The organism is Bacillus cereus group sp. RP43 (assembly GCF_040459645.1).
GTDB lineage: Bacteria > Bacillota > Bacilli > Bacillales > Bacillaceae_G > Bacillus_A > Bacillus_A mycoides_C.
Genome location: NZ_JARVHQ010000001.1, coordinates 3,414,680 through 3,439,272, shown reverse-complemented (window position 1 = coordinate 3,439,272; position 24,593 = coordinate 3,414,680). Strand labels below are relative to the sequence as shown.

Genomic DNA, 24,593 nt, shown 5'->3' with positions numbered 1-24,593 from the left:
TTTATGATTGCGACAATTACATTGAATCCATCTGTTGATATGCGATATGAATTAGGAGAATTAAAACCACACAAAGTGCATCGCACGAAGGACTATGAAAAAACTGCGGGTGGAAAAGGAATTAATGTATCGAGAGTACTTCGTTTGCTAGGAGAAGAGGTAACAGGTATTGGTTTACTTGGTGGTAGAAATGGTGAGTTCATAAGAGGAGAATTGAAAGAGCTATCAATTATAGATGAGTTTGTTTCCATTAAAGAAGAAACTCGCAATTGTTTAGCGTTAGTAACAAAAAATTCTGCTTCGGCTACTGAAATATTAGAAGTGGGCCCAGCTATTTCGGAGGATGAAATAGCTCTTTTTATAAAAAAATATGAAAGAATAGTAAAAGATTTTGAGTTTATTGTTGCATCGGGAAGTTTACCTAAGGGTATCCCAAAATCATTTTATAAACAGTTGGCACAAAAAGCTGCTGAAAATGGTAAGAAATTTATATTAGATACAAGTGGAGAGCCATTATTTCATGGCATACAAGGAAAGCCATTCTTAATTAAGCCAAACAGGCAAGAAATTTGCCAGTTGCTTCAAAAGAAGCATGTATCACAGGAAGAAATGATTGCGGAAGCAACTAAAATGTGCGAGGGAGGCGTGCAGTATGTTCTTCTGTCACTTGGAAGAGAAGGAGCGATACTTATCACGAAAGTTGAAAGCATTAGGGCAATTATTTCAGAAATAAACTCTATCAATGCTGTTGGCTCAGGAGATGCAATGGTAGCAGGAATAACATTTGCACTCGCAAAGGGGTATGAGGTAAAGGATGCACTTCGATTATCAGTGGCGTGTGGAATGGCGAATGCAGCTGAGCAAGCAACAGGTTATATACAGCCTAAAACTGTAGAGAAATTCTATAATGAAATTACAATTGTGTAAAAGTAGGGAGGGGAGAAATATGGGGAAGCGCATTGCTTGTTTTGATATTGGAGGAACTTTTATAAAATATGCAATGATTGATGAACAAGGAATAGTATATGAACAAGGAAAAATAAACACACCAGTACAAAATCAAAAGAAAGAAATTTTGCATCGCATTTGTGAAGTAATACATGAGTTTGAAAAGAGTTATACAATTCATTCTGTTGGTATATCATCATGTGGGATTATCGATAATATAAAAGGAGAAGTTATGTTTTCTGCTAATATTCCGGGATATACTGGTACAAAAATATCAGATTACATTTATAGTGAGACAGGGTACGTGGCAACTGTTGAAAATGATGTTCGTTCAGCTTGTCTCGGTGAAATGTGGAAAGGAGCGGGGAGAGGTAAAGAACATATTGTTTTAATAACACTTGGAACCGGGATTGGTAGTGGGATTATTACAAATGGCCAAATGCTTCAGGGAGCAAAAGGGCTAGCCGGAGAGCTTGGCCATATGATAATTGTTCATAATGGAGAAAAATGTGGTTGTGGTGGAGCAGGGTGTTACGAGAGGTATGCATCGACTTCTGCGCTGATTCGTCAATATAAAGAAGCATCCAAAATACAAGGAATAGAGATAGGTACAATTACAGGTGAAGAAATTATAGAACGTATATATATAGGAGAGCAGTTGGCGAAAAATGTATATGAGCAGTTTTTGCAGTATGTTGTTACTGGTTTAGTGAATATTACCCACATGTTCAACCCCGAATTAATTATTATAGGGGGAGGTATTACAGAACAAGGTGAACTATTTTTGAGAGAAATTCAGGAAAGGTTCCACGACAAAGTAATGAACATTTATCAAAATAAGACGAACATCACTTTAGCATCATTACATAATGATGCCGGTGTATATGGAGCGTGTTATGTAGCGTTGAATCGATGTGAGGTAAAGTCAATGAATATATAATTTAGAAGGTAATTATCGAAAAGAATTAACATGTAAGGCGTTTTATTCAATTGAAACAACCATCATTTTGTTCATGTAGAAGATGATTGGTTGTTTTTATTTGAATAGTTAATAGGAATATATGTTCTTTGATGATGTTGCTATAAAATATTTGCAGATGTGATTTATCACTTCTGTTCTTCATTTGAAGTATGAATCAAAAGGTGTATTAATATGAAAAAATTCCCAATAAATATGTTAAAATAACATTGTCATATAACAAGTGGGATTCGTTTGATGGAAAAAGAGCATCTTGCTAAAGTAGATTTAACGAAAAGAATTGAATCAAAATCTAAGTACAATAAGAAACTCGAAAAATATCAAATGCGCTTATTGGCACTACAGCAAATTTTAAAAGAAGAAAAAATAGCTGTTATGCTTGTTATGGAAGGTTGGGATGCAGCAGGTAAAGGCGGAGCGATTAAGCGGGTGACTGAACATCTTGATCCGCGTGGATTCCAAGTAAATCCAATTGGCGCACCTGCTCCTCATGAAAAACGGTATCATTATTTGCAACGTTTTTGGCGGAAACTTCCTCAGTACGGGCAAATTACTATATTCGACCGTTCATGGTATGGGCGTGTATTAGTTGAACGTGTTGAAGGGTTCGCCACAAAAGAAGAGTGGACGAGGGCGTATGGTGAAATTAATGATTTCGAGAAGCTATTAACAGATGATCATTACATAATAGGAAAGTTTTTCTATCACATTAGTAAAGAAGAACAGTTGAAACGATTTAAAGAAAGAGAGAATAATCCTCTTAAAAGATGGAAAATTACAGATGAAGACTGGCGTAATCGTGAAAAATGGGATGAGTATGTCGAAGCAATGGAAGATATGTTTGAAGAAACAAATAAGCCGAATGCTAAATGGAATATTATTGCGAGTAATGATAAATTATACGCTCGTTTGAAAACATTGAAAGTGATTATTTCATTAATTGAGGATTACTTCTTAGAGCATGGTATAGAATTACCTTCTTATTATTATGAAATAAAAGAAGGTAAGACAGAGGACGTTGAAACTAATCAAGATGTAGTTAGAAAATAGTACAAAGTTTACATATGAAATATAAAGAAGAACCATCCTGTAACTTTGGGAAACCGAATTACAGGATGGTTTTTTTATTTAGAAACATTTTACAATTTACAGAATAAGGTATATAATCAATAATCATATTAACATTGTTAATATGATTATTGATTATATGCTGTGTGGGGGTCTTATTTTGAAGGGAAGAGATGTTGTTTTAGGTTTATTAATGGAAAAAGAATTGTCTGGTTATGACATTAAAATTGTGTTTGAGGATGTATTTACTTACTTTTTTGATGGAAGCTTTGGAATGATTTATCCAACGTTACGACAATTGGAAAAGGAGGGGAAAATTAAAAAAGAAATTGTCATGCAAGAAGGGAAACCGAATAAGAAAATGTACTTTATTACAGATGAAGGGCGTGAAGAGTTTTATAAATACATGCAAACGGATGTAGAGAAAGACGTTTTACGTTCAGATTTTTTAATGAGGATGTATTTTGGTAATTATAGTGATGATAGGGCGATAAAAAAATGGATTGAAGACGAAATTGAAAGGAAAGAAGCGTACATTGCGGATCTTCGTTTGAAATATGAAAAATGGAGAGAAGGTATTACTTTCGTTGAAGAAATTTCACTCGATGTAGGTATTGCATCATATAGTGCACAAGTAGAGATGTTGAAGAGGAAGTTACAGCAATTAGAAGCAAAAGAAAACAATAAAACGGAAGAATGAAAAACACGTTCACAATAAATAAAGGGGTAGATTAACATGGAGCAGTCAAAGGGTATTAAGATTGTCTTTTTAATGTGCTTAGGTATTTTTCTTTGTATGATTGATACAACGATTATGAATATAGCTTTACCAGCAATACAATCGAGTGTAAATACTTCATTAGAGAAGATGTCTTGGGTATTAAATGTTTATACAATGACGATTGCAGTACTCGCAATCCCGCTAGGACGGATAGCTGATATTTTTGGGAAAGCAAAGGTGTATATTCTCGGTTTAATTATTTTTGGTGGTGGATCAGTGCTTTGTGCTTTTGCTAATACAGGCGATTTCCTTATTTTTTCTCGTTTTATACAAAGTATTGGTGCTGCAATTTTATTTCCAACGAGTATGGTAATAGGTGTATCAGCTATGCCTTTAGCAAAGAGGCATGTTGCACTTGGCATTTTAGGAGTAACACAGGGGTTGTCAGCTGCACTTGGTCCAGTAATAGGCGGGATTATTACGCAAAATTTAGGATGGAAATGGGTGTTCTTCGTCAATGTTCCAATTTGTATTATTGGGATCATTTTATGCAGTATCATGCTACAAATAAAAAATGAAGAACGTATTATCTCAAAAATTGATTGGATTGGGCTCATATTAAGTAGTTCAGCGATTTTCTCGTTTACTCTCATACTAGTAAAAGGTAATACATGGGGATGGCAAAGTAATATTGCTTTGTCTTGTTATGTAATTAGCACTATTTCTCTTATTCTATTTGTTTTAGTGGAACGAAAGATTCATAATCCAATGGTGAATTTAAATTTATTTAAAGATCGAATGTTTGTCGGAGCGTCTATCGTTGTTATATTAAGTAATTTATTCTTAATTGGCGTTACTGTATTGCTTCCAACTTTTTTGACAAAAATACAGCACCGAACGGAAATTGAAGCTGCTTTTCTAGTGACACCAATTTCAGCGATGATATTTTTTATCTCACCTGTTGCAGCAACTTTAATTAAAAAGCTTGGAAAAGTAACTATTATTTTGTCAGGGTTTCTTGTTATGGGCCTATCCTACTATTGGTTGCAAATGATTGACGTTAATTCAACAAATATAGAAATTATTATTCCATGTATGATATTAGGTGTTGGATATGGTTTAGTAGTGGGGCCAATTACAGTTTTAAGTGCATCTTCGTTTGAAGGAGAATTATTAACTGCTTCTCAAACTGTCGTATCGATGTTACGTCAAGTAGGTATTGTATTAGCAGTAGCGATATTTGTATCTAACTTAACACACAACTTATCTGTAAATAAAGAGAATGTATATCGTTATGCAGAAGAAAAAGTGCGTAATATTCATGTGGATAGTGCTCAGCAAACTGAAATATTACAAGTAACAAAAGAAAAGATAGAGAAGCAAAGTATAGAAACAAATGCAGAAAAGAAACAAAATGGAACATTTGTAGGGCTAAATAAAGAGAAAAAAGATGAATTAATTCACCAAAAGGTAGATGAAGCATTAAGTGGAGTTCCAGTAGAATATAGAGAAATAAAAAGAGAAGAAGTTACGAGTCAAGTAACAAAAGAGGTTGAAAAACAAGAAGAGAAAATAAAGAAAGAAATACACGTATTTTCAAATGACGTGAATCATTATGCTCAAAATCAAATGGCTACGAGTTTTACAGATTTATATAAAGCGAGTGTTCCATTTATTTTAATTTGTGCTTTAGTGAGTTTGTTGTTTTTGGAAGGGAAGGCTTTCAGTCAAAAGAGAGGAGAAAAGAGTAGAGTAGTAGGGGAATTGTAAGGGAAATAGGCTAATTATGAATTGTGTTCTAAAGATGGAACGTTGGCTGTCAAAAAAATTAGTATAGTTATTTTGGGAACTCCTCGGTAATGGGTGAAACATAAACCGTGGGGTTCTTTATATGGATAAATAAATTGCAATATTTTAAATTTGGGGATTTTGTTGTTCTATAGTACATTAACAAGAGGTATTAGTTTTATAGAGAGGGTGAGGAAATGATAGATACAGCAGATGCTTCAATAAGTAATCATATGTATACAGAAGAAGAGCAACAAAAATTATATAAACGAACGTTAATAATAGTTAGTATTTCACAAATGTTCGGCGGAGCAGGGTTAGCCGCTGGAATTACAGTAGGTGCACTACTTGCACAGCAAATGCTTGGGACAGATGCATATGCAGGATTACCGGCTGCTATGTTTACAATGGGATCTGCGGTAGCGGCTTTCTTTGTTGGGAAATTATCGCAAAAGTATGGTCGCCGAATAGGACTTGCAACAGGGTTTATAGTAGGGGGACTAGGGGCTATTGGAGTTGTATTGGCTGCTTTAACAAATAATATTATTCTATTACTAGTCTCTTTACTCATATATGGTTCAGGTACAGCTACAAATTTACAAGCTCGTTATGCTGGTACCGATTTAGCGGATAAGAAGCAGCGAGCAACTGCTATTAGTATTACTATGGTAATGACGACTTTTGGTGCGGTTGCAGGACCGAATTTAGTAGGTGTAATGGGGAATTTTGCTGATTCAATTGGAATTCCTAACCTTGCGGGTCCGTTCATATTATCAGCAGCGGCATTTATACTTGCGGGTCTTGTCCTTTTTGTTATGCTTCGTCCAGATCCATTAATTATCGCTAACATAATAGAAACATATAAACAAGAACATACATATAAAGGGCAACCAGTAACAGAAGAAATGATAGAAAATAAACGTGGTGTTACTGTTGGAGCAATCGTAATGATACTTACTCAAATAGTGATGGTTGCGATTATGACGATGACTCCAGTTCACATGGGACACCACGGTCATGGATTAAGTGCAGTAGGTCTCGTGATTGGTTTTCATGTAGGTGCAATGTACCTTCCATCACTTGTTACAGGAATGTTAATTGATAAAATTGGCCGTACTAAGATGAGTATAGCTGGTGGGGTGATTTTACTTGCAGCGGGTGTCATAGCTGCGATAGCACCGAGTGATTCTTTAATATTATTAATTGTTGCTCTTTCTTTACTTGGATTAGGATGGAATCTCGGATTGATTAGTGGTACAGCGCAAATCGTTGACTCCACAACTCCTTCTACACGTGCTAAAACACAAGGGAAAATAGATGTTTTTATTGCGTTAGCCGGAGCTTCAGGTGGAGCGATGTCAGGAATGGTAGTAGCTAATTCCAGTTATGCGGCATTATCATTAGCGGGAGGCTTGTTAGCATTATTGCTAATTCCTGTTGTGATGTGGTCTCGGTTAGGTAAAAAAAATTCATGAAATTAAAAAGAGGTTCTAGTTATTTCCTAGAACCTCTTTTTAATTCGTTTAACTTAAATCCCACTCCACAATAAGCCCTAAATGCGTAAGTCCACCGCCAAATCCGTATAGCAAAAGTGTGTCTCCGTTATTTAATCTTCCTTTTTTTCTAGCTAAATCTAAAGCGAGTGGAATAGAGACGGAAGATGTATTCCCCATATCTTCCACACTCGTTAATGTTTTTTGAATAGATATTTTTGATTTTTCGCAAATAGATTCAATCATTCGTAAGTTAGCACTATGTGGTATGAACCAGTCTATATCATCTATTTGTAAATTTGTAGTATGTAATAGTTCTTTTATGCCGTATGGTACTGTTCGTACAGCCCATTTATATACTTCTCTTCCGTTTTGAACGATTTTTTCATTTGTTTGCAGTGGTGTGCCATTCATAGTAGTAGATAAATTTGTTCTGTATAGATGAATGCCGCCGTCACCGTTTGTTCCCATGTGAGCAGCGATAAAGCTTGGTTTGTTTTCATCTCTTTCTAATAAAATAGCTCCAGCGCCATCACCGAACAAAATACAGGTCGTTCTATCGGTGTAATCAGTAACTTTAGATAATGTCTCTGTCGCTATGACGAGTACTTTTTGATGTGATCCAGAAGTGATTAAGCTATTACCGACATGCAGTCCGTATGTGAAACCAGCGCAAGTCGCATTTAAATCAAAAGCTAGCGTATGAGGTATGTTGAAGTATTGCTGTATTTGGCAAGCAACACTAGGGAAAACATAGTCAGCAGTAGTTGTAGCAACGATGATACAATCAATATCTTCTAAGTTTTTCTTATATGTTGTACACAAATTTTCGATTGCTTTAATGGCTAAGTGTGAGGAGTATTCGTCTTCGTTAGCAATTCTTCTTTCTTTCATGCCTGTTCTTTGTACAATCCATTCATCATTCGTATGGACCATCTTTTCTAAATCGTTATTAGACAATACTTGATCTGGAACATAAGTACCAATTGCGGTAATACGAGATTTAGAATTCATAGGGACATCTCCTAACTCATTTTTATAACCTGATACTAATATCAAGTAATAAAAATGTCAATAAAGACTTTTATGGTATGGAAACGATAATGTTTAATTTACTCTGGAGGAATTTGGCGAGTAGCGTAAAAATAATATACGGGAAGCTTTTGAAATTGATAATGAAGGGAGTGGGGCTCCTTGAAAAGAATTTTGCACATGTTGCCTGTTGTCATTATTTGTAGCTTTATTCTTATTGTTTTTCCAGATAAATCTTATGCTTGTGACTGTATTAAAAAATCTCCAGAGGATGCATTTCAAAAAAATGATGTGGTGTTTGAGGGGAAAGTAATTGAAATTGGAAGGAAAGAGGGAGTTGGAACTGAAGTGTTATTTGAAGTGAAGAACATTTGGAAAGGGACAAGCTCTTCACAAATTATCGTATATACAAATGGCGGTGATTGTGCCTTTCACTTTATAGATGGAGGAGAGTATTTAGTTTTTTCTTCTCAAAGAGGATCAGAAAAACAATTACACACACATAGTTGTAGTAGAACGAAGAGATTGGATGAGGCAGGGTCGGACAAAGTGGCTTTAAGTCAATTTGCAAAAGAGTCTGTTCCAACGAAGAAAGTAGATTTAAAAGGGGAGACGGTGAGTGGCTTAAGTTGGTGGCAAGTTGCTATCATTTCCATCGGTCTGTTATTGATAATTACTTTTGTTATTTTTATTGTGAGAAGAACTCGGAAAAAATGACGATTAAAGTAAAATTATAAAGAATTTCTTTCTGTTTCTATAGGTGGTTTAATCTTGTGAAAGCGAATTACTTATGCTACACTTTATGTAACTTAAAATGAACGGAGGGGCTTCCTTTGATCTTAATCAGATTACGTCTCAATACTTTGTGCCGATAATTGAATAGCGCTCAAAGGCTCTGTCTGTGTACAGAGTGAACGGGATTGGTCTGCCTATTTTAAAGGAACCCTTTATTAAGCTTATATGTGAAAAAGAGGGAGGGACGAATACGCCCTCTTTTTGTTTTGCCTTTAAAAATAGAATGAGATCGTATAGGTGAACACTTGTTGTGGATACGTATATGATCTTGAGACTTATTGACTATGAGATAGGATGAAAGCACCGCTTTCTTCTATTTCTTTGGTGAACCCTTATCCGTTTACGAAAGCACAGGCAGTGACCTGTGCTTTTTATTTACGTAATCGAAATGGAGGAATAAATATATGGAAGAATTATTACAAAGAGCAATATTAGTTGGAGTAAATTTAGGTAATGAAGCTGATTTTGCATATTCGATGGAAGAGTTAGCAAATCTTACGGAAGCTTGTGATGTGGAAGTAATCGGTCAAGTGACGCAAAATTTACAGCGAGTAAATCCGTCGCATTATATTGGAAAAGGGAAGATTGAAGAAGTAGCAGCGTATGTGAAAGAAGCAGATGCGAATATGGTCATCTTTAATGATGAATTATCTCCTTCACAAATTCGAAATTTAGAAGAGGATTTAGATTGTAAAGTAATTGATCGTACGATTTTAATTTTAGATATTTTTGCGCAGCGTGCGAAAACGAAAGAAGCGCAGTTGCAAGTAGAAGTGGCACATCTTCAGTACATGATGCCTCGTTTAATCGGTCTTCGTGAATCTTTAGGAAGACAAAGCGGGGGAGTTGGCACGAAAAATAAAGGTGTCGGTGAGAAGAAGTTGGAATTAGACCGTCGTAAAATTGAAGAACAAATTGCAGCTCTAAATAAAGAATTAGAAGCACTTGTTGCACAGCGCCAAACGCAGCGTAAACAACGTAAGAAAAATGAAATTCCAGTTGTGTCATTAGTAGGATATACGAATGCAGGTAAATCAACGATAATGAATACGATGCTTGAAATTTTTAATGGTACTGCAGAGAAACAAGTATTTGAAAAAGATATGTTATTTGCGACGTTAGAGACATCTGTACGAAATATTGATTTGCCAGATAATAAATCATTTTTATTAACGGATACTGTTGGATTTGTAAGTAAATTACCGCATCATCTTGTGAAAGCATTCCGTTCAACGCTAGAGGAAGTGGCGGAAGCAGATTTACTCATTCACGTCGTAGATTACTCAAATCCTAATTATGAGCAATTAATTGATATTACAAATGAAACGTTAAAGAAAATTGGCGTGGAAAATATCCCGACGATTTATGCATACAACAAATCAGATATGGTAGATGTTGAAATTCCGAAAGTGCAAGAAGATCGTGTTTATCTATCTGCGAAGAAACATGTTGGAATTGAAGAGCTTGTAGAAATGGTTCGCTCACACATTTATAAAGAGTATACGAAGTGTGAAATGTTAATTCCATATGATCAAGGACAGGTAGTTTCGTATTTCAACAATCATGCACACGTTTTATCTACGAGTTATGAAAATGAAGGTACGAAAATGGCGCTAGAATGTAAGACGAGTGATTATGAGAAGTATAAGCGTTTTGCGATTTAATAGAAAAGGCGATCCTAATATGTTTTAGGGTCGTCTTTTTCTTCATAGTTGCAAGCATTCCTTTCGTCCTGTTCCAGTATAAAAGAAAACACAGAGAGTTCATATAAATAAATCCGACAAAGCATATAGAAAAAATATATTTTTTTAGAAGTTGAATTTCTGGAAAAAGAAACGAAACCAGTATAGAATAGAAATGTTTCAAAACTCAGAATTTATTACACTTAATGTAATAAAAATATATTTTGTACAGGAAGGAGCGATTCGTATATGCAGGCAGTTTCACAAAAAAGTGCAGTAGAAACACCGACGATATATCGAATATTATTTGCGATTAGTTTCGGACATTTTTTGAATGATTCGATGCAAGCAGTTGTGCCAGCGTTGTTTCCTATTTTGGAAAAAACGATGAATTTATCTTATATGCAAGTAGGGTGGATTGCATTTGCGTTAAATATGACGTCATCGATTATGCAACCAGTTTTTGGGATGTATTCAGATAAGAAGCCGTCACCATTTTTATTACCACTCGGTATGTTTTCGAGTATGCTTGGGATGATCGGACTTGCGTTTGCACCGAACTTTATAGTTGTTATTATTTCTGTTTTATTTATTGGATTAGGTTCCGCGGTCTTTCATCCAGAAGGCGCTCGTGTTGCTTACATGGCAGCCGGTGCAAAACGTGGTTTAGCACAAGCGATATATCAAGTAGGAGGAAACACAGGGAATTCTCTAGCTCCTATATTTACAGCATTAATTTTCGTCCCGCTTGGTCAAATTGGTTCTTTAGGCTTTACAGCCTTTGCAGCAGTAGGAATTGTATTACTAATTTTCGTATCAAATTGGTATAAAAATGAATTAGCCACTGGTGCTGTAAGAAGGAAAAAGAGGGCTGCACTTGAGGCTGAAAATGCGATTGTAAGTACGCACATTAAATTTGTTATTATACTTCTTGTTTTTCTAACATTTGTACGTTCTTGGTACGGTGCTGGTATCGGAAATTTCTATCAATTCTATTTAATAGAGCATTACGGTTTATCTATAAAAAATGCACAGTATTTCGTCTTTGCTTTTATGATTGCTGGTGTATTAGGTACTTTCTTTGGTGGTCCGTTAGCAGATAAATTCGGTAAGAAAAAGATAATTGTATTTTCAATGCTCGGTTCAGCGCCGCTTGCACTTTTACTACCTCACGTTTCGCTCGTGTGGGTTGTACCGTTATTTTTATGCATTGGATTTATTAGCTCTAGTAGTTTTAGTGTAATCGTTGTATATGCACAAGAACTTGTTCCAGGGAAAGTTGGAATGGTGTCAGGATTAATTGTCGGCCTTGCGTTTGGCCTTGGAGCATTAGGTGCTGTAGTCCTTGGGAAATTAGCTGATATGTATAGTCTTCAGTTTATTATGCTATTATGTAGTTGTTTACCATTAATTGGACTGACTTCATTGTTACTGCCAAATGATAAGAAAACGATAGAATAGGAGATGTGCTATGAAATTATGTGAAAATGTTACAGAATTAATAGGAGATACACCTGTCGTTCGATTATCTAAATTTATTCCAGAAGGCGCAGCGGATGTGTATGTAAAACTGGAAATGTTTAATCCGTCACGCAGTGTGAAAGATCGTGCTGCTTATAATTTAATTCATATTGCCGAGGAACACGGCCTCATTAAGCCGGGGGATACAATTATTGAACCGACGAGTGGCAATACAGGAATTGGTTTAGCGATGAATGCAGCAGCTAAAGGATATAAAGCTATTTTAATTATGCCAGACAATATGTCCAAAGAGCGTATTAATTTATTGAAAGCATACGGAGCAGAAGTAGTTTTAACACCAGCGGAACAAAGAATGCCAGGAGCAATTGCGAAGGCGATAGAGTTACAAAAAGAAATTCCAAATAGTTTTATTCCGCAGCAATTTGAAAACCCAGCAAATCCGAATATTCACCGTTATACAACTGCACTTGAAATTTATGAACAAATGGATGGAGAGCTTGATGCATTTGTAGCAACCGCAGGAACAGGTGGAACAATTACAGGGACCGGTGAAACGTTAAAAGAGAAACTACCAAACTTATATATTGCAGTAGTCGAACCGAAAGGGTCACCAGTGTTATCTGGTGGTGTTCCAGGCCCTCATAAACTAGTCGGAACAAGTCCTGGTTTTATTCCAAAAAACTTAAATACAGAAGTGTATAACGAAATTATTCAAATTGCAGATGAAGAGGCATTAACTACAATGAGGAACTTAGCAAGACAAGAAGGATTACTAGTAGGGCCATCTTCAGGAGCTTCTGTTTACGCCGCAATTATGATAGCGAAGCGTCTAGGTGCTGGTAAAAAAGTTTTATGTATTGCGCCTGATACAGGGGAACGTTATTTAAGTATGGGGCTATTTGAATAAAAGTGATAGAAGCACCTTAATAGTAAGGATGAAAATCCGCTATTAAGGTGTTTCTTTTAGAAAAATAGAGAATGGGTGAGTGGGGAGAATGACAATGAAGCTATTGAAACCAACATACGAATATAGCGAACAAATTATAGAGTATCGGAAGGCATTTTTACATGCAGGAGAACAACCACACGGCAGTAGTTCTTTACAAAATTTTGATTCTCTAGATGAATGGTTTGAAAAAGTGAGTATACAAGAAGTAGGAGAAAACTTACAAGCGAATCGAGTACCATCTAGTCAATTTTTAAGTTTTGAAAAAGGAGAACTTATCGGTTTTGTGAATATTAGACACCGATTAAATCCAGAATTATTGCTGGAAAGTGGTCATATTGGTTATAGTATCCATCCAAATAAACGTCGCCAAGGTTACGCTACGAAACAACTTCAACTTTCTTTAGCTTGGGCTCAAAAATTAGGGTTGCAGAAAGTATTAATAACTTGCGATAAATCAAATATCAGCTCTGCTAAAACGATCCAAAAGGTTGGCGGTGTGTTAGAAAATGAAGTAGTTTCTTCTCATACTGGTGAAATTGTTCAGCGTTATTGGGTAGAAATTTGATTAAGTGTGAATTTGAAAAGGTAATATAATATGAAATATCGAAATAGATAAATGAAAAGTAAGGGAAGTACTGCAGTTTTAGGGGGGGAATGAAATGGGATTAAAAGAGAAAGCGATAGAAATATCGGAGATTTATAGGGAAAATCCGAAAGTCGAGGCTATTATTTTAGCAGGCTCTGTAGCGAGAAAATTAGAAGATGAACATTCGGATATCGAATTACATATTTTATGGTCAGCATCACCTGAGGATAAAGACCGTCAAAAGCCAATCGAAACTATAGGTGGCACTATTTTGTCATATCATCCATACGAGGAAGAAGAATGGTCGGAAACGTATTTGACGAAAGAAGGAATTAAACTAGAGATTAGTAATTTTTTAACAGTGACAGTGGAAAAGGTTATTTTAGAAGTTGTAGAGCAGTATGATATAAATTATGAGAAACAATGTATTGTGTCATCAGTTCATGATGGTGTGAGTTTGTATGGAGAGGTGAAAGTACAGGGTCTAAAAGATAGGGTTGAAGCATATCCAGAAGAACTGGAGAAAAGAATGATCTCAGAAAATCTTTGGTTTAGTAATCGTTGGCATAATCGAGAGGCGCTTTTAAAACGGAAAGATTGGCTTATGCTATATGATGTCATTTGTGAAGTGCAAAGAAATATATTTGGGGTCTTATTTGGTCTGAACCGAATGTACGTGCATCATCCTGCGTTTAAATGGATGCCATATAATGTGGAACGAATGAGTATTAAACCTGAAAATTTATATGAGCGTATGGCGAATACGTTGATAGGGAAACCAGAGTATAGTGTACAGGAGTTAGAAGTGCTAATTGAAGAGGTATTACATTTAGTAGAACAATATGCTCCGGGGTTAAATATCGCTGAACAACAAAAGCGTATTCAATATGCGAAGTAAAAAACAAGAGATGTAACAACGAGTTACATCTCTTGTTTTTTTATTTTACTAGCTTTCCTAATATAGGCAAACGTTGAATACGATTACCGAGAATATGCGAAGCAAGTCCGCTCGTTAATACGAATAAAAGATAAACAAGTCCTCCTGCTGATGCGCATATAAACACAATAACCAGTGATTCTATATAAGATTGACCAGGAATAATCCAGCTTATAAATGCTCTTAATGCAATTACAACAGCAGACATTGCCGCGGAGTAAATCGTAATAAGAAATACTGTTTTTGCTGTTTCGCCAATTTTAAATTTCGCAAACTTAACGATGCAGTACAACATAATAATATTTGAAACGAGATATCCAAGAATTGTTCCAAGTACAGCGCCATGTCCACCGAATAAGTGTAAAAGTGGTGTGTTCACCACAATTTTAACGAGAATACCGACTGAGAATGCAATCATTGTTTTTCTTTGATAATCAATGCCTTGTAATATGGCTGCTGAAACTGTGAAAATCGCACTTAATATAGCAGACGGTGCAAATGAAATTAAATATTGTGATCCACCAAGTGCAATTTCAGGATTTACATAAACCATGCGGAAGGCATCGTAAGCGATACTTGCTAGACCGAATGCGGCTGGGATAGTGAAGAATAACAATACTTGGAATATCTTTGAAATTTGTTCTTGTAATTCTTCTAGTTTTCCGCTTGTAAATGATTTCGTTATAGCCGGAATAATTGTTAATGAGAATCCAGTTGCAAGTGAAGCCGGAATCATAATTAACTTTTGTGCATAGTTCGTTATATAAGCGAAAACTGCATTCGCGGTTTCTAAAGGCTCTCCCATCGCTCTAAGGACATCAGCTACGGTATATTGATCTACTAACGTATAGAGTGGAATTGCAATACCAACAAATACAATTGGGATTGCATATCGAAGTAATTCCATATAAATATTTCTTAATGGAATATCGGATGCCCTTGACTTTAATTCACCTTCAGGAGGCTTTAATCCGTTATACTTTTTCCAGTACAGCATTAAAATAGAGACGCTGGCAAGTGCCCCGATAACAGCGCCAAACGTAGCAACTGCAACAGAAGAAGCTACTGAACCTCCTAATAGTTTTGAGACGATAAAACTACCAACTAAAATGAAAACGACGCGTGCGATTTGTTCCACAACTTGAGAAACAGCACTTGGTTTCATGTGCTGAAAACCTTGGAAATAACCACGTGTAACACTCATAGCTGGTACGATAATAAGCGCGAAACTTAATGCTCGCATTGTAAGTGTTACGTCGGCGATAAATTGTGGATCTGGCGTTTTCGAGCGAATAATAAATTGTGATATGTACGGTGCTCCAATAAATAAAGTTAAAAATCCTAAAAAGCCCATAAACAGCATTAATTTTACGCTCGAGTTATACAATTTTTTACTTGTACTATAATCACCAAGCGCATTATGTTTTGCAACAAATTTTGAGACGGCAATAGGAATACCAGCTGTTGAAAAGCTTAATAAAATACCGTACCAAGAGTATGCGTATCCATATAAAGCGACCCCTTGCGTTCCAACTAATAATTGAAAGGGGAAAAAGTATATAAAACCTAAAATTCGTGAAATCATTGTTGCACCACTTAATAAAGCGGTACCTTTTAAAACTTTTGAAGTAGACAAAATTCTTTCCTCCTGCTCGTGCTGCCCGTAAACGCCCGATTGGTGTGGGCTAATAATCAGTGGGGGAGGAACAAAACCCTCACTGATTAAAGTTTCACTTTATCGTATACTACTATAAACCTGTTAGAGAAGTTAATACAGTATAAACCATAAATGTTCTAATACTATTCATTTAAAAGTCATATTTTGAATTTTTAAATAGAATGTAATGCATAAAATTTCAAAATATAAGTTGACACTATTTTTAATGTATGATAAAAATGATAGTAATCAATTCGGAAAATAATATTTGAGCAATGAAAGGGTATAGTAGTGAAAATCTCCCTATTTCAGAGAGCTGATGGTTGGTGTGAATCAGTATATAGATTATTCATGAAGTTCGTCCTGGAGCATCTTTCATAAATTTCACATTGTGAGGAAATGAAAGACGGTAGTTCATACCGTTATCAAATAAAGTGGTGAAGATTTTTTCACAACTAGGGTGGTACCGCGATATATATCGTCCCTACGTATTTTACGTAGGGACGTTTTTTATTTAGGTCCTAACTTTGGTGTGGCTTCATAACTAGGGTGGTACCGCGATATTTTATCGTCCCTACGTATTTACGTAGGGACGTTTTTTATTTAGGTCTTACTTTTGTTGTATCTTCATAACTAGGGTGGTACCGCGATATTTTTTGTCGTCCCTACGTATTTGCGTAGGGGCGTTTTTTATTAGGGAGGAAGTGAGCGTATTAGAAAAGGGTGTAGATAGAATTATATAAATACTAAATTGTAAACTGAAAAAGATAAAGAGAGGAGATTAACAGATGAATTCACAGCAATGGACATCGAAATTAGGTTTCGTATTAGCTGCAGCAGGTTCAGCAATTGGTCTTGGGGCAATTTGGAAATTCCCGTATATGGCCGGAATCGGAGGAGGCGGCGCGTTCTTCCTTATTTTCATCGGTTTCACATTATTAATTGGTTTACCGCTATTATTAGCTGAATTTGTTATCGGAAGAAGTACACAAAAAGAGGCCGTTGATGCGTATAGAGAAATCGCACCAAAAACACTATGGCCATGGTTAGGGAAATTGGGGATTGTAACTTGTTTCATACTACTTTCTTTCTACAGTGTTGTAGGAGGATGGATTTTATTATACTTATGGAATGCAATTACAGGTAGACTATGGGAAGGAAATGGAGCATACGAAGCTACGTTTGGTGAAATCATTTCCAATCCGTATTTAGCAGTTGGATCACAGCTATTATTCATCCTTATTACTATTTTTATCGTAAGTAAAGGTGTACAAAATGGTGTTGAAAAAGTAAATAAATATTTCATGCCAGCACTATTCGTTTTATTCTTTGTATTAATCGTTCGTGCACTTACGTTAGACGGTGCTGGAGAAGGGGTTCGTTTCTTCTTACAACCTGATTTCTCAAACGTAACATCAGAAATCATTTTATATGCAATGGGGCAATCATTCTTCTCGCTATCTGTCGGTGTAGCCGTTATGGTAACGTATAGCTCATACTTACCGAAAGAAGAAAGTTTACCGCGTTCAGCATTTTCTATCGTAGCTTTAACACTTGTCATTACATTACTTGCAGGACTGGCAATTTTCCCAGTTGTGTTCGCATTTGGAATGGAACCATCTCAAGGACCAGGACTATTATTTATCGTATTGCCAGCTATTTTCAGCAAAATGGCGTTCGGAAAATTATTCTTCATCGTTTTCTTATTACTATTCTTCTTTGCTACTATTACATCAGCAATTTCGATGTTAGAAATTAGCGTTGCATCTTTAACTGCAAAAGGTAAAGGGAAACGTGAAAAAATGGCCTTAATCGTAGGATTATTAATCTTCGTTGTTGGGGTACCATCAGCATTATCATTCGGTTTGTTAAGCGATGTGAAACCATTTGGGAAAACAATTTTTGATTTAGCAGATTATGCGGTTAGTAACATACTAATGCCGCTTGGTGTTTTATTAGTTTCCATCTTTGTTCCGTTGAAAATGAAGAAAGATGTATTAATGAAAGAGCTTGGTGTAAGTAAAAATAAAGGCTATAAACTATTCGTATTATGGTTATTCTTACTTCGCTATATTGCACCAATTGCGATTATTATCGTATTCCTAAATGTGCTTGGAATTATATAAAAGAAAGGTAGCGTATCGTGGTATGATACGCTACCTTTTTATTTTGCTCTTTTTTGCAGTTCAGTTACTGTCACGAATTGATAGCCCTTTTTAGATAAAGAGTCTAAAATACCTTCAATAGTTTGTAGATTTTCATTAGATTCATCGTACATAGAGTGCAATAAAATGATAGAACCAGGTTTTATATTCTTATTGACGTAGTCAATTTTGTCAGTTGCAGATTTATAAAAAGTATCAGGTTCAAGATCCCATGTAATCGTTTTGATATTGTTGTTATTTAAATAATATGGTAGTCCAATTAATTTCTTGCCGTTAGGGGGTCTAAAATCAATTTCACCTGTATATCCTGTTTGGCGAATTAATGAATTCGTTTTTTCTATTTCTTCTTTAATAAAAGAAGGTGTTTTGAAAACCATTCTATTATGAGAATATGTATGGTTTCCAAGTTGGTGTCCAGATTGAATAATTGATTTTCCTAATGGTAAATTATTTTCTAATTCGTTTCCGATAACAAAGAAAGTAGCTTTAGCATTGTACTTATCTAGTAGTGGTAGTATTTGTTTTACATTGTTAGTAGGACCATCATCAAAAGTTAAAGCAATCAATTTTTCATTTGTTTCTACGCGATTTGTTAAATCTCCAAATAATTGAAAGCTTCTTGCGTTCATTAATTTGTACGTGCCGAATAATGATATAACAATAATAAGTAGTGTAACTAATGTAATGATTATTTTTTTCTTCATAATACAACCTCACATTTATTTTTGATTCGATTAAAAAGTATTATATCAAACTAAGTAACTTGGTGCTTTGAAAAAGGATGAAGATGCAAGGAGAGGAAATTTATCATATAATAAAATGCAAAAGGTATATTAGGAGGTGTTTATATGGCGATTACAATTCAATTGCCAGACACTGCAGCGTCTCATGCAAAGCCAAGTATGGAAATGGCGATACTTTGCGTGAGGTAGACAAGTAATATACAATCGCCTAAATGAGCTCGTATCATTTTTTATATTTGGCTTTGCACCTTATTGAAATGAACCATAAAAAATAAGGGGCGAGCAGAAATGAAATACGTAAAGGCTAAGGCCGTTTTACCAGAGAGTTTAATTACTGAAATTCAAAAGTATATACAAGGTGAAACAATTTACATTCCAAAACAAGAAACGAAACATTATAAGTGGGGTACACGATCTGGAGGAAGAAAGCAACTGGATGAAAGAAATAGAGCAATTAAAGAAGCGTTTAAAAGCGGAATTGCTATTCATCAACTTGCAGAAGAATATTTTCTTTCTGGAGAAACGATTAAAAAGATTGTGTATTCTAAATGAGAATAAAAGAGTCCGGTTCAAATATTATTTTGAATCGGGCTCTTTTTGCTTTGTACATATTGGATATATTGGGTGTGAAGGGGCATGATAATAGCAAAAATGTGCCGTTTTTTTACTGAGTAGGATACAGCGTATTTGAGTGAAAAGCAGAAAGGTGAACATATATGAATCATATTGGACAAATAACGATAGAGCTTTTAGTTGGTTTTTTTGTTCTATTAATTGCTACAAAAATATTAGGGAAAACACAAATATCTCAGCTAACGCCCTTTGATTTTATTTCTGCTATCGTCCTTGGTGAGCTTGTTGGAAATTCAATATACGATCCTAAAATTAAAGTGTGGTCTATTTTATATTCAGTATTTGTTTGGGTGGTTTTAATTTACACAATAGAAGTGATAACCCAAAAAATAAGAGGAACAAGAAGGTTTTTTGAAGGATACCCTTCTATTATTATTCGCAATGGGTATATTGATCGAGAGCAATTAAGTATAAACCATTTGGATATTAACCAATTACAACAAATGTTAAGGCAACAAAAAGATATATTTTCAATCCGAGAAGTTGAGTATATGATATTAGAACCTAATGGAAACATAAGTGTATTGAAGAAAAGTAAATATGAATCTCCCACTATAAACGATTTAAGTTTAAAACATAAGCCCGTATACTTACCCATTTCGTTAATTAGTGATGGAAAAGTAGTTAAGGATAATTTGAGGGAAGCAGGTTTTGATGAAGGATGGCTTTATAAACAAATAAAGCAAAAAGGGATTACTAAATTTGAGGACGTACTATATGCGGAATGGAAAACAGATGATGGATTCTTTTGTCAGGAGATGAATCGGTAGAAAATAACCGATGTAGTTATGTAATTTTCATTTCTAAATTATCTTTTACATATCAAAAAACTGAATCATTGTATACAATAAAACTAGATCAACAATTTGTATGGAGTGATAAAGATGGAAGTTTTTATTAGAAGCGATCAATATAATTTTATAAAATCACAAGCTTATATTTTAGCAAATGGACATGCGACGGCAAATGATAGAGGAGTAATTCAAGCGTTAAAATCACTTGCAATTGAAAAGATAATACATGTATTTGAGAATTTAACGGATGAACAGAAAGAGTTAATTGATACGGTATTAACAGTTGAAAATAGAGAAGATGCAGAATCGTTTTTACTGAAAATAAATCCGTATGTAATACCGTTTCAGGAAGTTACAGCACAAACGTTAAAAAAATTATTTCCTAAGGCGAAAAAATTAAAACTTCCTGATATGGAAGAACTGGATATGAAAGAATTATCTTATTTAAGCTGGATTGACAAGGGATCAAGCAGGAAATTTATTATAGCGAAAAATGATAAAAATAAGTTTGTTGGTCTGCAAGGAACATTTCAAAGTTTAAATAAAAAAAGCATTTGTTCATTATGTCATGGGCATGAAGAAGTAGGAATGTTTTTAGTTGAAATTAAAGGTGATGTACCAGGAACTTTCGTTAGAAAGGGAAACTATATTTGCAAAGATGGTGTAGCTTGTAATCATAATATGAAATCGCTTGATAAATTGAACGATTTTATTGAACGATTGAAGAAATAAAGAAGAAACCTCTAGTATTTAAACTGGAGGTTTTTATTTTTTGAAGAAGTAATAATAGGCTTCTTTTGTAGCTGTAGATTTATAAAAAAAGTCAGGTCATTTATAATGAAATTTGATAAAAACATCTATTTGGATACAGTTGCTTATATGCAAGGAGGTAAAACATGAATTACATTTCACCGAAAGAAGAGGTGTTAAAAGTGAAACGGTGGCCTAAAGATACGATAGCGGCGGGGCGTGGTCATACCGTTGCTCTTAAATCAGATGGCACGGTGGTAGCAGTGGGACGAAATAAAGAAGGTGAATGCAATGTAAGCGGCTGGTGTAATATTGAAGCAGTCGCAGCGGGCAATGTTCATATGGCGACGAATACGGGTAATGCTCATACAATCGCTCTTAAATGTGATAATACTGCGGTTGCAGTGGGGTGGAATAAGCATGATCAATGTGATGTAAACGACTGGCATAATATTGTATCGGTTGCGGCGGGCTGGCGTCGTACCATTGGCCTGAAACCGGATGGCACGGTGATAGCAGTGGGACGAAATAAAGAAGGAGAATGCAATATAAGTAGCTGGCGTGATATTGTGGCGGTCGCAGCAGGTGACTGGCATACAGTCGGTCTTAAATTGGACGGAACGGTGACGACTGTGGGTAATAATCGGTATGACCAATGCAATGTCAGTGGTTGGAGGGATATTGTGGCGATAGCGGCAGGCTATCTTTATACAGTTGGTCTTAAATCAAACGGCATGGTGATGGCTGTGGGTAATAATAAACATGGCCAATGTGATGTCAGTGGCTGGCGTGGTATTGTAGCGATAGCGGTGGGTAGTAATCATACAATCGGTCTTAAATCAGACGGCATGGTGACGGCTGTGGGTAATAATAAACATGGTCAATGTGATGTAAGTGATTGGCGCGATATTGTAGGGATAGCGGCGGGTTGTGCCCATACAGTCGGTCTTAAATCAGACGGCACGGTGGTAGCAGTGGGGGATAACGAATATGGCCAATGCGATGTAGACAGCTGGCATGGTATCCGACTGCCCGATCCAAACATTTTGTCAATCTAAATATTTGTTGATGGGGAATAAGAATGTTTAATTTCTAATAAATCGCTGGTAATATTATTTTATTTCAGGAGTAATTATGGAATAAGGTATGTAGAAAATAATTAAACTTAAATCTACTGAATAAGAAACCTTTTACAAAAGGGGTTCTTATTCTTTTCCATAAAATGAGAATGTACATGGCATTTTTGAACAGATGTTATTAATCGCGATTGCAATCGGAATAATTGGTGGTCTTGCTATAAGAATATGTACGGATTTATTCACATTTATCAAGTGGACAATCAAACAAAGGAAATCTTGAATATGTTTAATAGTTATAAGGAGGGAATGAAATGACGAAGAAAAAGAATAGCGTGAAAAACGAGATACTACTTTGGACATTAACAGCGATTGTTCTTTTAATTGTATGGTACTTTTCTCAAAGATAAAAACGCATCGCGCTTTGAAAAAAAAGCACGATGCGTTTTTATTATTTTTTTTGCCAATTTTCTTTTATGAAATCTTCACGGCCAGATTCTTTTTGCTCGGTAGCATATTTTTCTGGATTCTTTTTATAGAAATGTTGGTGATATTCCTCTGCTTCATAAAAAGGTGCAGCTGAGCGAATTTCAGTCACAATAGGATCTTTAAATATACCGCTTTCTGCTAGAGTTTGCTTCGATTTTTCTGCAAGCTCTTTTTGTGTTTCATTATGATAAAAAATTGCCGTGCGGTAAGAGGGACCACGGTCAAAAAATTGTCCGCCATCATCAGTCGGATCGATTTGTGGCCAATATAAATCTAGTAATTTTTGATACGGGAAAATAGAAGGATCGAATGTAATTTGAACGACTTCTAAATGGCCAGATGTTCCAGCTTTTACTTGTTCATATATTGGATTTTCTATATGACCACCTGCATAGCCAGAAAGTACTTTATGAACACCAGGAAGTTCATCAAATGGTTTTACCATGCACCAAAAGCAACCACCTGCGAAGGTTGCGAGTTCGTATGTTTTTTCGGACATTGCTGTAATCCTCCTAAATGTATATATTTTATATAGTATTATATAAATTGTTTTATTGCGCAATAAAAAAGATTTGAAAATATATGTTTTTTATAAACAAGATCCTCCGCTAACATCAATTAATTGTCCAGTAACCCAGCGGCTGTCTGGAGAAGCAAGAAAAGCAGCAGTATCGGCAATATCTTCTACTTCACCTAAGCGATTGAAGGCGGAAATAGTAGTAGCGTACTGTTTCATCATTGGGTCGCTCAAGAGTTCTGCGTTCATATCTGTTTTAATAAAGCCTGGAAGTATTGCATTTACTGTTATTCCTCGTGCTCCGAGTTGTTTTGCAAGCGTGAAAGTCATTGTATTAATAGCTCCTTTCGTCATACTATAGGCAACGAAATCAGGTAAAGAAATGCGGGTGGCAGCTGATGAAATATTAATAATTCGGCTATTGTCACGTAAACGTGGTAGAGCTTGTTGGATGATAAAGAATGGTGCTTTTGCATTTACTGAAACGATTCTATCAAAAAATTGTTCAGTCGTTTCTTCAATAAAAGCACCAGGTCCAATTCCAGCGTTGTTTATTAAAATATCAAATTCCGTTCCACCAGTTCGCTTTTGCAATTCAGTATCTAAAGAATTATATAGGTTTTCTACACCGTGTAAAGATTCAAGATTTGCACCGATAGAAAAAGCTGATCCGCCATTTGATTGAATTTCATGAACAGTTTCTTCAGCATCTTCTTTTCGGTTACCATAATGAACAGCAACTAATGCACCGTCGTTTGCTAAACGTTTTGCGATAGCACGTCCAATTCCTCGGCTTGCTCCAGTAACTAATGCTATTTTACCTTTTAACATAGTTCCCTCATCTCCTCATGAAATTTTTATATGTTTTAAGTTGTTTTTCTTTATGTAGAAAAGCACACATACTTAAGTAATATATGAGTACGTGTAAGAAGTTCATTCCAATTTTGTTTTGAGAAAAAATAAATAACTTTTCAAAAAATATATTGACAATGAAAAGAAGAAAGTCCTATAATACGTTTAATAAATAAAAGTTAATTGAGAATTTTCTGACTTTATATTTTGTATATGCAAAGAAGAGGAAAGTAGATGATTATGATCGTTTCAGAGAGCTACTCCAAGGCTGCGAGAGTAGTAACCATCGAATCATTGAATATCACCTCGGAGCATCGCTTGCGAAAGGGAAACTGAGTAGAGGGCGGCGGCATCGTCTCCGGTAAAAGGACGGGGGTCTGGTTGGACCTACAGAGCTTATACTTCGTGAGAAGTGTAAGGAAGCTGAGTGGTAACGCGAAACTCTCGCCTCAGCAAT

At 35.5% G+C, this 24,593-nt stretch carries 22 protein-coding genes and 2 other annotated features; of the genes, 17 read left to right on the top strand and 5 right to left on the bottom strand.

Annotation, left to right across the window (positions count from 1 at the left end; translation table 11 throughout):
• Positions 1-3: 3 nt before the first annotated feature.
• The 6 genes from pfkB (at position 4) to QCI75_RS17910 (ending at position 6,979) form a co-directional block, all read left to right on the top strand.
• Positions 4-927 carry a 1-phosphofructokinase gene (gene pfkB / locus QCI75_RS17935; protein ID WP_144505887.1) on the top strand — a complete coding sequence of 308 codons (924 nt, stop codon included), beginning with the start codon at positions 4-6 and terminating at the stop codon, positions 925-927.
• Between the two features lie 19 nt (positions 928-946).
• Positions 947-1,888, top strand: coding sequence for an ROK family protein (locus QCI75_RS17930; RefSeq protein WP_002012181.1), 942 nt, complete (start codon positions 947-949; stop codon positions 1,886-1,888).
• Between the two features lie 276 nt (positions 1,889-2,164).
• Positions 2,165-2,977, top strand: a complete 813-nt coding sequence (locus tag QCI75_RS17925) for a polyphosphate kinase 2 family protein (RefSeq protein WP_002012180.1) — start codon at positions 2,165-2,167, stop codon at positions 2,975-2,977.
• A 178-nt stretch (positions 2,978-3,155) separates the two neighbouring features.
• A complete protein-coding gene (locus QCI75_RS17920; RefSeq protein ID WP_002086322.1) occupies positions 3,156-3,695 on the top strand; it encodes a PadR family transcriptional regulator in 540 nt (179 codons plus the stop codon).
• A 36-nt stretch (positions 3,696-3,731) separates the two neighbouring features.
• Entirely contained in the window at positions 3,732-5,486 is a 1,755-nt protein-coding gene (locus QCI75_RS17915) for an MFS transporter (protein ID WP_002012178.1), read from the top strand.
• Between the two features lie 215 nt (positions 5,487-5,701).
• The gene (locus QCI75_RS17910) at positions 5,702-6,979 is read left to right on the top strand and encodes an MFS transporter (protein WP_353760940.1); all 1,278 of its coding nucleotides are present in this window, start codon (positions 5,702-5,704) and stop codon (positions 6,977-6,979) included.
• Between the two features lie 48 nt (positions 6,980-7,027).
• Here QCI75_RS17910 and QCI75_RS17905 read toward each other — a convergent pair whose 3' ends face one another.
• Positions 7,028-8,011: a ketoacyl-ACP synthase III gene (locus QCI75_RS17905; protein ID WP_353760939.1), complete on the bottom strand. Its 984-nt coding sequence runs from the start codon at positions 8,009-8,011 to the stop codon at positions 7,028-7,030.
• A 180-nt stretch (positions 8,012-8,191) separates the two neighbouring features.
• Here QCI75_RS17905 and QCI75_RS17900 point away from each other — a divergent pair, with 180 nt between their 5' ends.
• The 6 genes from QCI75_RS17900 to QCI75_RS17875 all read left to right on the top strand — a co-directional run bounded on the left by QCI75_RS17900 (position 8,192) and on the right by QCI75_RS17875 (position 14,421).
• On the top strand, positions 8,192-8,746 hold the full coding sequence (locus tag QCI75_RS17900) for a cobalamin biosynthesis protein CbiN (RefSeq protein ID WP_353760938.1): 555 nt from the start codon (positions 8,192-8,194) through the stop codon (positions 8,744-8,746).
• Positions 8,747-9,228: 482 nt separating this feature from the next.
• The gene (gene hflX / locus QCI75_RS17895) at positions 9,229-10,488 is read left to right on the top strand and encodes a GTPase HflX (RefSeq protein WP_353760937.1); all 1,260 of its coding nucleotides are present in this window, start codon (positions 9,229-9,231) and stop codon (positions 10,486-10,488) included.
• 267 nt (positions 10,489-10,755) lie between these two features.
• Entirely contained in the window at positions 10,756-11,967 is a 1,212-nt protein-coding gene (locus tag QCI75_RS17890; protein ID WP_353760936.1) for an MFS transporter, read from the top strand.
• A 10-nt stretch (positions 11,968-11,977) separates the two neighbouring features.
• Complete coding sequence (gene cysK / locus QCI75_RS17885; protein ID WP_144508655.1) at positions 11,978-12,895, top strand: cysteine synthase A; 918 nt, start codon at positions 11,978-11,980, stop codon at positions 12,893-12,895.
• A gap of 94 nt (positions 12,896-12,989) precedes the next feature.
• On the top strand, positions 12,990-13,502 hold the full coding sequence (locus QCI75_RS17880) for a GNAT family N-acetyltransferase (protein ID WP_144508654.1): 513 nt from the start codon (positions 12,990-12,992) through the stop codon (positions 13,500-13,502).
• Between the two features lie 94 nt (positions 13,503-13,596).
• A complete protein-coding gene (locus QCI75_RS17875; protein ID WP_353760935.1) occupies positions 13,597-14,421 on the top strand; it encodes a DUF4037 domain-containing protein in 825 nt (274 codons plus the stop codon).
• Positions 14,422-14,461: 40 nt separating this feature from the next.
• Here QCI75_RS17875 and QCI75_RS17870 read toward each other — a convergent pair whose 3' ends face one another.
• On the bottom strand, positions 14,462-16,096 hold the full coding sequence (locus tag QCI75_RS17870; protein ID WP_144508652.1) for a putative polysaccharide biosynthesis protein: 1,635 nt from the start codon (positions 16,094-16,096) through the stop codon (positions 14,462-14,464).
• 287 nt (positions 16,097-16,383) lie between these two features.
• Positions 16,384-16,606, top strand: a binding site (T-box leader).
• A gap of 299 nt (positions 16,607-16,905) precedes the next feature.
• On the opposite strand from QCI75_RS17870, the gene QCI75_RS17865 reads away from it, so the two are divergent.
• Complete coding sequence (locus tag QCI75_RS17865; RefSeq protein WP_144508651.1) at positions 16,906-18,243, top strand: sodium-dependent transporter; 1,338 nt, start codon at positions 16,906-16,908, stop codon at positions 18,241-18,243.
• 38 nt (positions 18,244-18,281) lie between these two features.
• On the opposite strand, the gene QCI75_RS17860 is transcribed toward QCI75_RS17865, so the two are convergent.
• Positions 18,282-18,986 carry a polysaccharide deacetylase family protein gene (locus tag QCI75_RS17860; protein ID WP_353760933.1) on the bottom strand — a complete coding sequence of 235 codons (705 nt, stop codon included), beginning with the start codon at positions 18,984-18,986 and terminating at the stop codon, positions 18,282-18,284.
• Between the two features lie 327 nt (positions 18,987-19,313).
• On the opposite strand from QCI75_RS17860, the gene QCI75_RS17855 reads away from it, so the two are divergent.
• The 4 genes from QCI75_RS17855 (at position 19,314) to QCI75_RS17840 (ending at position 22,260) form a co-directional block, all read left to right on the top strand.
• Entirely contained in the window at positions 19,314-19,577 is a 264-nt protein-coding gene (locus tag QCI75_RS17855) for a CD3324 family protein (RefSeq protein WP_144508572.1), read from the top strand.
• A gap of 164 nt (positions 19,578-19,741) precedes the next feature.
• On the top strand, positions 19,742-20,428 hold the full coding sequence (locus QCI75_RS17850) for a DUF421 domain-containing protein (RefSeq protein WP_144508573.1): 687 nt from the start codon (positions 19,742-19,744) through the stop codon (positions 20,426-20,428).
• A 114-nt stretch (positions 20,429-20,542) separates the two neighbouring features.
• Positions 20,543-21,184, top strand: a complete 642-nt coding sequence (locus QCI75_RS17845; RefSeq protein WP_353760932.1) for a FusB/FusC family EF-G-binding protein — start codon at positions 20,543-20,545, stop codon at positions 21,182-21,184.
• Positions 21,185-21,348: 164 nt separating this feature from the next.
• Positions 21,349-22,260 (top strand): RCC1 domain-containing protein, encoded by a 912-nt coding sequence (locus QCI75_RS17840; RefSeq protein ID WP_353760931.1) that lies wholly within the window; start codon positions 21,349-21,351, stop codon positions 22,258-22,260.
• A gap of 469 nt (positions 22,261-22,729) precedes the next feature.
• Here the strand turns inward: QCI75_RS17840 and msrA are convergent, their stop codons facing one another.
• Both msrA and QCI75_RS17830 read right to left on the bottom strand, forming a co-directional pair.
• Entirely contained in the window at positions 22,730-23,266 is a 537-nt protein-coding gene (gene msrA, locus QCI75_RS17835) for a peptide-methionine (S)-S-oxide reductase MsrA (protein WP_353760930.1), read from the bottom strand.
• A 90-nt stretch (positions 23,267-23,356) separates the two neighbouring features.
• On the bottom strand, positions 23,357-24,115 hold the full coding sequence (locus QCI75_RS17830; RefSeq protein WP_144508577.1) for an SDR family oxidoreductase: 759 nt from the start codon (positions 24,113-24,115) through the stop codon (positions 23,357-23,359).
• 230 nt (positions 24,116-24,345) lie between these two features.
• Positions 24,346-24,591 (top strand) — a binding site (T-box leader).
• The last annotated feature ends 2 nt before the right edge of the window (positions 24,592-24,593 follow it).